10 protein-coding genes and 1 other RNA gene are annotated in these 7,036 nt (G+C 71.0%); 6 read left to right on the forward strand and 5 right to left on the reverse strand.

Going from position 1 to position 7,036, the window contains the following annotated elements:
• The first annotated feature begins 65 nt into the window (after positions 1–65).
• Together ACK42S_RS13685 and ACK42S_RS13690 are read left to right on the forward strand one after the other, a co-directional pair.
• The gene (locus ACK42S_RS13685) at positions 66–665 is read left to right on the forward strand and encodes a type IV pili methyl-accepting chemotaxis transducer N-terminal domain-containing protein (protein ID WP_409708533.1); all 600 of its coding nucleotides are present in this window, start codon (positions 66–68) and stop codon (positions 663–665) included.
• Between the two features lie 115 nt (positions 666–780).
• Positions 781–1,878 carry a diguanylate cyclase gene (locus ACK42S_RS13690; RefSeq protein WP_409708536.1) on the forward strand — a complete coding sequence of 366 codons (1,098 nt, stop codon included), beginning with the start codon at positions 781–783 and terminating at the stop codon, positions 1,876–1,878.
• Between the two features lie 21 nt (positions 1,879–1,899).
• Here ACK42S_RS13690 and ACK42S_RS13695 read toward each other — a convergent pair whose 3' ends face one another.
• The 5 genes from ACK42S_RS13695 to zapB all read right to left on the reverse strand — a co-directional run bounded on the left by ACK42S_RS13695 (position 1,900) and on the right by zapB (position 3,995).
• The gene (locus ACK42S_RS13695; protein ID WP_409708561.1) at positions 1,900–2,682 is read right to left on the reverse strand and encodes a sulfite exporter TauE/SafE family protein; all 783 of its coding nucleotides are present in this window, start codon (positions 2,680–2,682) and stop codon (positions 1,900–1,902) included.
• Between the two features lie 29 nt (positions 2,683–2,711).
• On the reverse strand, positions 2,712–3,191 hold the full coding sequence (locus ACK42S_RS13700) for an EVE domain-containing protein (protein ID WP_409708539.1): 480 nt from the start codon (positions 3,189–3,191) through the stop codon (positions 2,712–2,714).
• A 21-nt stretch (positions 3,192–3,212) separates the two neighbouring features.
• A non-coding RNA gene (gene ssrS / locus ACK42S_RS13705) (6S RNA) lies at positions 3,213–3,392 on the reverse strand.
• Between the two features lie 49 nt (positions 3,393–3,441).
• Entirely contained in the window at positions 3,442–3,771 is a 330-nt protein-coding gene (locus ACK42S_RS13710; RefSeq protein ID WP_409708542.1) for a cell division protein ZapA, read from the reverse strand.
• A complete protein-coding gene (gene zapB / locus ACK42S_RS13715) occupies positions 3,768–3,995 on the reverse strand; it encodes a cell division protein ZapB (protein WP_409708545.1) in 228 nt (75 codons plus the stop codon). Before zapB ends, ACK42S_RS13710 begins: the two co-directional genes overlap by 4 nt.
• 123 nt (positions 3,996–4,118) lie before the next feature.
• Here zapB and cobU point away from each other — a divergent pair, with 123 nt between their 5' ends.
• The 4 genes from cobU to ACK42S_RS13735 form a co-directional block, all read left to right on the forward strand.
• Positions 4,119–4,688, forward strand: coding sequence for a bifunctional adenosylcobinamide kinase/adenosylcobinamide-phosphate guanylyltransferase (gene cobU, locus ACK42S_RS13720; protein ID WP_409708549.1), 570 nt, complete (start codon positions 4,119–4,121; stop codon positions 4,686–4,688).
• Positions 4,688–5,728 carry a nicotinate-nucleotide--dimethylbenzimidazole phosphoribosyltransferase gene (cobT, locus tag ACK42S_RS13725; protein WP_409708552.1) on the forward strand — a complete coding sequence of 347 codons (1,041 nt, stop codon included), beginning with the start codon at positions 4,688–4,690 and terminating at the stop codon, positions 5,726–5,728. Before cobU ends, cobT begins: the two co-directional genes overlap by 1 nt.
• Complete coding sequence (locus ACK42S_RS13730) at positions 5,725–6,519, forward strand: adenosylcobinamide-GDP ribazoletransferase (protein ID WP_409708555.1); 795 nt, start codon at positions 5,725–5,727, stop codon at positions 6,517–6,519. The genes cobT and ACK42S_RS13730 overlap by 4 nt, the downstream gene beginning before the upstream one ends.
• Positions 6,510–7,036, forward strand: a 527-nt coding sequence (locus tag ACK42S_RS13735) for a histidine phosphatase family protein (protein WP_409708558.1), incomplete at its 3' end; no start/stop codon positions are given. The genes ACK42S_RS13730 and ACK42S_RS13735, both read left to right, overlap by 10 nt.

Raw genomic sequence — 7,036 nt, forward strand, 5'->3', positions numbered from 1 at the left:
GCCTGGTCAAGTTCCATGCTCTGCGGGCCTGTGGCCTCGAGGCCGAGGACAGTTAGGCAAGGCTGGTGGCCTCCGTGCAGCGCATCGACGAGAACCTGGCGTTGCTGACACGTCATCTGTCGGCCGCCAGCTTCGGCGACCTGTTGGCTGCGGTGCAATCGGCCTGGGCGGCGCTCAAGGACGGCCTGGGCCGCACCGCCATGGTGCAGGACCTGCCCGAGGTGGATGCCCAGGCCGAGCGGCTGCTCGAGCAGGCCGAGCGGCTGACCACGATCTTGGAGCAGGCCGGCCCGGCGGCCACGCTGCACGTCATCAACGTGGCCGGACGCCAGCGCATGCTCTCGCAGCGGCTGGCCAAGCAGGCCCTGATGGCCCACCTGCTGCCCGCGCCGCACGACAGGAAGGCCCTGGCTGCGGCGCAGGCCACGCGCCAGGCCTTCGAGCAGGCCCAGGCATACCTGCAGGCCCTGCCGCTGGCCGGCGCGGAACTGCGTGAGTCCCTGCAGGCCGCGGCGCAGGCCTGGTTGGCCCTGCTCGACGGGGCGAGCCAGGCCCACGAAGCGGCGGGCCGGATCGCCCTGGCCCGATCCAGCGAGGCCCTGCTCACCGAACTCGACCGCCTGACCGAACGCTACGAACTGAGTCTCGAGCGGCTGCTCGGTTGAGATTTTTCTGTGCGACATGCCCCAAATAGGGGGGGTGGTCCGGATTACGCGGTTGCCGGAAGGGGTGACAATCCCCCAAAAGGCGGATGCCCCTGCCTGCAGCAGTTCCTTCCCCATGAATGACTTGATCGCCGGCTTCGCGCGGCACCGGCCGCCCCATGCGTCGATGGATGACAGTGCCGACACCGATCCGGGCGACCCGTTGGCCCAGGTTCTGGCTCAGACCCGACGCAGCGGCCTGGGCCTGGAGGCGCTGGTGCACCTGCTCCAGGCGGCCTGCGAGCAACTGCCCACCGGGGTCTTCGTCAAGGATGCCCAGGGGCGCTATCTGTTCGTGAACGCCGCTGCCGCGGCCGTGCTCGGCCATTCGGTGCACGACGTGGTCGGGCACACCGATGCGGAATTGCTCGATGCCGAGGCGGCGGCGGTCCTGAAAGAAGGGGACGAGGCGGCTCGCGCCCAGCGCCTGCCGCTGCAGCGCGAGGAAAAGCTCACCTCCCGCGCCCTGGTTTGCACCCGCATGGCCGTGCCGTTGGAAGGGCACGGCGTGGGCCTGGCCGGCCTATGGCTCGACTTCAGCGAGCTGCGCCGCACGCAGGACAAGCTGCGGCACGCGCTGCATCTGCTGGAGCAGCAGCAGCGGCAGAACGAGGACCTGCGCCAGGAACTGCGCGACCAGGGCGTGCGCGACCCGCTCACCGGGGTGTACAACCAGCGTCATTTCGACGAGCAGCTTCGGCGCGAGGTCGACCTGTCGGCGCGGGAGCATCGCGAGTTCGCGCTCGTGGCCATCCAGGTCGACGACCTCGAGGATCTGGTGGCCCGTCATGGCCGGCAAGCCGCGGACCGCTGCCTGCAGTCACTGGGCCAACTGCTGCGCGGCAACACCCGCGCCATGGACGCCCCCTGCCGGATCGGGGTCGACCGCTTTGCCGTGCTGCTGTCGGGCGTGGGCCTGGCCACGGCGCATGCCCGCATGGAAGGGGTGCGCCGTCAGTGCGAGGCCCAGATCGTCATGCACGACGGCCAGGATCTGCGCTTCACCGTGTCGATGGGGGTGGCCAGCTTCCCGCACACCAGCGACGATCTGCCCGGCCTGCTGCGGCTGGCCGAGCAGGCGCTGTCGGAAGCCCGGCGCCGTGGGGGCAACGGCGTGGTGCTGGCCAGCATTCCCTTCCGGCCCCGGCCGTCCGCAACGGCGCCGGCGATCTGATCCGCAGCGCGCGAGGGCGGCTCAGCCGGCCAACCCCTTGTAGAGCATGTAGGCCGCCAGCCCGTAAAGCAGCATGGCGAAGGCGCGCTTGAGCTGCTTCACGTTCATCGCATGCGCGGCGCGCGCGCCCAGCGGGGCGAACATCACACTGGTGGCCGCGATCAGCGCCAGCGCCGGCAGGTACAGAAAGCCGAAGGCCCCGGGCAGGGCCGGCGGCAGCGACCAGCCGCCGATCACATAGCCCGCCACATTGGCCAGCGCGATCGGGAAGCCCAGCGCGGCACTGGTGGCCACGGCGTGGTGGATGGCCACGTTGCACCAGGTCATGAAGGGCACGGAGACGAAGCCGCCGCCGGCACCCACCAGGCCCGAGAGGAAGCCGATCACGCCACCGGCAGCCACCTGTCCAGCCGCACCGGGCATCTGTCGCGTGGGCTTGGGCTTCTTGTCCAGCAGCATCTGCGTGGCCGAGAAGCCCACGAAGGCCGCGAAGAACAGGGCCAACCACTGGCCCTTGAGCAGGGCGAACACCCCCGCGCCGGCCAGCAGGCCGCCCAGCACGATGCCCGGTGCCAGGCCGAGCACCAGGTCCCAACGCACGGCGCCACGCTTGTGGTGGGCCCGCACGCTGGAGATCGAGGTGAACAGGATCGTGGCCATCGAGGTGGCAATGGCCATCTTCACGGCCAGTTGCGCTTCGACCCCCCGCTGCGCCAGCAAGAAGGTGAGGAAGGGCACCAGCAGCATGCCCCCGCCGATGCCCAGCAGGCCCGCCAGGAAACCCGTGAAACAGCCAAGCACCATCAGCTCGGCGATGAACAGCCATTCGAGACTCAAGACAGCTCCAGCAAGGCAAGGACGGCCCGCCATTGCTCGGGCGTGACGGGGGTGATGGACAGGCGGTTGCCCGGCTGCAACACGCGCAGGGTCGCCAGCTCGGGGCGCGTGCGCATCTCCTTAAGGGACAGCAGCCGGGTCTTGCGCACCAGCTTCACGTCGCGCAGCATCCAGCGCGGGGCCTCGGGGCGCGAGGCCGGGTCGTGGTAGGGGCTGGACGGGTCAAACTGCGTGGGGTCGGGATAGGGGTCGCTCACCACCTCCGCCAGCCCGGCGATGCCCGGCTCGGGGCAGGACGAGTGGTAGAACAGCACACCGTCGCCGATGCGCATCGCATCGCGCATGAAGTTGCGCGCCTGGTAATTGCGCACACCGGTCCACGGCACGGTCTGCCCGGGTGCGGCGGCGAGATCGTCGATCGAGCATTCGTCCGGCTCGCTCTTCATGAGCCAGTACTGCTGTTGTTCTTGCGGCATGGGCGAGAGGACGGCAGACGGGGTGTCCGCCGCGAGCCGGGAGCCGCATTCCTGAACCCAGGGGATTCAGGTGGGCGAGGTCAGCCAGGCCTCGGGTTCGTCTGACGCGAGACGATCGCACCAGCCAGGCAATGTTCCAGGCCCTTGCTCGATGAGCATCGGTTCAAGGAAATATAGAACTCCCGCGAACGCGACGGACATCGCGATTCTACGCCCGGCACGGCGGCGGGCTTGGCTGACCGGGAGGCCGTCAGAACAGGCGACCTTCCTGGCTCAAGGCCTCGTCGATGCGTGCCACCAGAGCGCGCAGCGCCTGGGCGTCGGTGGGCGAGGCCGGGTCCACCGGGCCAGTGGAAGGGGCTGGAGCCGGCGCAGGCGCTGGGCGGTTGGCCAGCTCGAAGGCGATGTTCAGCGCGGCCAGCACGGCGATGCGTTCGCGCGCCTTGACCTTGCCGGCGTCGCGGATCGCGCACATCTCCCGGTCCACTGCATTGACGGCTTCGAGCAGGGCCGCCTCGCCACCGTCGGCGCAACCCAGGATGTAGCTCTGGCCCATGATGGTCACTTCGATCTGCTTCATGAACGCTCCTGTCGGTCCTCGGTGGCCTGGGCCGGCTCGGCCGGCAGGTGTTCGAGCAGGGCATCGATGCGCGCGCGTGCCGTGTTGAGCCGCTGGCGCAGGCTGTCGCGCTCCTGGGACACCTGGCTGAGCTGCTGCTGGAGCAGTTCGTTGGTGCGCCGCAGCTCCTCGTGGCGCAGCAGCAGGCGCTCGATGCGATCGGCAAGTTCGTCGATGGTTGACATGAGGCGGCCCGTCCTTGAACAGGCATTGTAGGAGCCTGCTGCCGGTGGCGGCTCGCCGGCGCTCAGCGGGCCGGGCACAGGACTCCCTACAATGCCCCGGGCGTCCGATGCCCGCACAGGCCAATGAAGCCCGACCCCGACCTTCACCTCGTTCTCGGCGGTGCCCGCTCGGGCAAAAGCCGCCATGCCGAAGCCCTGGCCCGTCAGGCCGAGTCGGCGGGGGCGCGCATCGTCTACATCGCCACGGCCTGGGCCGGCGACGAGGAGATGCGCGCGCGCATCGCCGAGCACCAAGCGCGGCGGCCGGCCTCCTGGGTCAGCCTCGAGCTGCCCGACGCCGACTTCGCGCTCGCCGACATGCTGCGCGCACAGGCGGCCCAGGACCGCTGCCTGCTCGTCGACTGCCTCACGCTGTGGCTGGCCCAGCACCTGTGCCCGCCGCCGGGCGTGCCCGCGCGTGATGCGAAGGCCGAGGTTGACGCCCTGCTCGAAGTGCTGCCGGGCCTGAGCGGCCGGGTCATCTTCGTTTCCAACGAGATCGGCCTGGGCGTCATGCCCGTGGGCGCCGAAACGCGCCGCACCGTCGATGCGCTGGGCCGGCTGCACCAGCAACTGGCCGAGCGGGCACGGCGCGTCACCCTGATGGTGGCGGGCCTGCCCCTGGACCTGAAACCTCTGCAAGGACACCGCTGATGACCCCAGCCGACCTGCCCCGTATCCTGCCGACCGAAGAGGCCCGACTGCGCGAGCGCCTGCAGCACCGGCTGGACCGCAAGACCAAGCCGCTGGGGGCCCTCGGCCGGCTCGAAACCCTGGCGGTGCAGATCGGCCTCGTGCAGGCCAGCGAGGCGCCGGCGCTGCGCGAGCCGCAGCTCGTCGTCTTTGCCGGCGACCATGGCCTGGCACGCCAGGGGGTGTCGGCCTATCCCAGCGACGTCACCTGGCAGATGGTCGAGAACTTCCTGGCCGGGGGCGCGGCGGTGAGCGTGCTGGCCCGCCAGCACGGCCTGGCCCTGCGCGTCGTTGACGCGGGCGTGGCGCATGACTTTCCCCCGCGCGAGGGCTTGCTGATCCGCAAGATCGCCCCCGGTACGGCCGATGCCAGCACCGGGCCGGCGATGACACCTGACCAGTGCTGGGCGGCGCTGCAAGCGGGCATCGAGGTGGTGCGCGGCCTGCCTGGCAACGTGCTGCTGCTGGGCGAGATGGGCATTGGCAACACCTCGGCCGCCGCGCTGCTGTTGGCGCGCGTGGCCGCCGTGCCGCTGGCCGAATGCGTGGGCCGGGGCACCGGGCTCGACGATGCCGCTCTGGCGCACAAGCGCGCCGTGCTGGAGCGCGCCTTGCAAGTCAATGTGGCCGCCGCATCGCCCCTGGAGGCGCTGGCGGCCCTGGGCGGCTTCGAGATCGCGATGATGACCGGTGCAGTGCTGCAGGCCGCCCACGAGCGGCGCCTGGTGGTGGTGGACGGCTTCATCACCGGCGCGGCCGTGGTGGTGGCCCATGCGCTGGCGCCCGAAGTGCTCGACTACTGCGTGTTCGCGCATCGCTCGGAGGAGTTGGGCCACCGTCGCATGCTCGCCCACCTGGGCGTCGAGCCGCTGGTGGATCTGCGCTTGCGCCTGGGCGAGGGCTCGGGGGCGGCCCTGGCCTGGCCGCTCATCGTCTCCAGCGTGAAGCTGCTGGCCGAGATGGCCAGCTTCGAGTCGGCCGGGGTGAGCGAGCGCTCATGAGCCCCCTGGGCCATGAACTGCGGCTCCTGGCCATCGCCTGGCAGTTCTTCACCCGCATCCCGTTGCCGCGCGCCTGGGTGGCTCGCGCTGGCTACGCGCCCGAATGGCTGCAGGCCAGTGCACGGCACTTCCCGCTGGTGGGTGCGGTGGTGGGCGGCTTCAGCGCCGCCGTGTTCATGCTGGCCGCGCTGCTGCTGCCGCCGGCAATCGCCGTGGGGCTGGCGATGGCGGCCAGCCTGTGGATGACGGGTTGCTTCCACGAAGACGGCTGGGCCGACACCTGTGACGCCTTGGGCGGCGCGGTGAGCCGGGAGCGGGCGCTGGCCATCATGAAGGATTCGCGCATCGGCACCTACGGCACGGTGGGCCTGGTGATGATGCTGGGCCTGAAGGCAGCAAGCCTGGCGAGCCTGCCCATCGCCTGGGTGCCGGTGGCCCTGGTGCTGGCACACACTGTCTCGCGCACCGTGTCGGTGGGCCTGATCCGCGCCCTGCCCTATGGGGGCGACCCGGAGCATGCCAAGGCCAAGCCGCTGGCCACACAGTTGTCCGGCCCCGGGTGGGCGGTGGCGCTGGGCTGGGCCGCATTGGCCGCCTTGGGCGCTGCATGGGTCCTGCCACCATGGACGGTGGCTGTCGCCCTGGCCGCAGCGGCGCTGGCCGGCCTGTGGTGCGGCCGCTGGCTTCAGCGCCGCCTCGGGGGCTACACCGGCGACGGGCTCGGTGCCGCCCAACAGCTCTCGGAGCTGGCGCTCTACCTGGCCCTGGTGGCAAGCCTGCGATGGATCTGAACTTGCGCCTGTGGCGCCACCCTCGGCCTGAGGGGACCGAAGGCCTGTGCCTGGGGCGCACCGACCTGCCCGTCGACCCGCGCCGCGCCCGGCGCCTGGCGCATCGCATCCGCCAATGGGCTCGGGGCGAGGCGGGCCCCCGCGAGGTGTGGACCTCGCCGCTGCAGCGTTGCCGCGCCGTGGGCGAGAACCTGGCGTCCTGGGGCTGGCGTCACCACCTCGACGAACGCCTGCGCGAACTGGATTTCGGCGACTGGGACGGGCGGGCGTGGGCACACATCCCCGTCGAGGCCATCGATGCGTGGTGCGCGGACCTGCGCTTTTTTCGACCGGGCGGCGGCGAGAGCCTGGACGATCTCGCGCGGCGCTGCGCCGATTTTCTCGCCGAGTGCGGCGCGCAGCGGCGCTACGTCGTCACGCACGGCGGGTGGATGACCACGGCCTGGCATCTGGCCCAGGGCCGGCCGCTGCCGGCCACGGCGGCGCTGTGGCCGGCCGCACCGGCGCATGGTCAGGC

Origin of the sequence: Caldimonas sp. (genome assembly GCF_046289365.1) — a bacterium.
Lineage (GTDB): Bacteria > Pseudomonadota > Gammaproteobacteria > Burkholderiales > Burkholderiaceae_C > Caldimonas.

Bases quoted from the DNA above. Each gene is read 5' to 3' on its own strand.
- ACK42S_RS13710 (WP_409708542.1), bottom strand. From the start codon at position 3,771: ATGAAGCAGATCGAAGTGACCATCATGGGCCAGAGCTACATCCTGGGT.
- ACK42S_RS13690 (WP_409708536.1), top strand. From the start codon at position 781: ATGAATGACTTGATCGCCGGCTTCGCGCGGCACCGGCCGCCCCATGCG.
- cobU (WP_409708549.1), top strand. From the start codon at position 4,119: ATGAAGCCCGACCCCGACCTTCACCTCGTTCTCGGCGGTGCCCGCTCG.
- ACK42S_RS13730 (WP_409708555.1), top strand. From the start codon at position 5,725: ATGAGCCCCCTGGGCCATGAACTGCGGCTCCTGGCCATCGCCTGGCAG.
- cobT (WP_409708552.1), top strand. From the start codon at position 4,688: ATGACCCCAGCCGACCTGCCCCGTATCCTGCCGACCGAAGAGGCCCGA.
- zapB (WP_409708545.1), bottom strand. From the start codon at position 3,995: ATGTCAACCATCGACGAACTTGCCGATCGCATCGAGCGCCTGCTGCTG.
- ACK42S_RS13695 (WP_409708561.1), bottom strand. From the start codon at position 2,682: ATGGTGCTTGGCTGTTTCACGGGTTTCCTGGCGGGCCTGCTGGGCATC.
- ACK42S_RS13700 (WP_409708539.1), bottom strand. From the start codon at position 3,191: ATGCCGCAAGAACAACAGCAGTACTGGCTCATGAAGAGCGAGCCGGAC.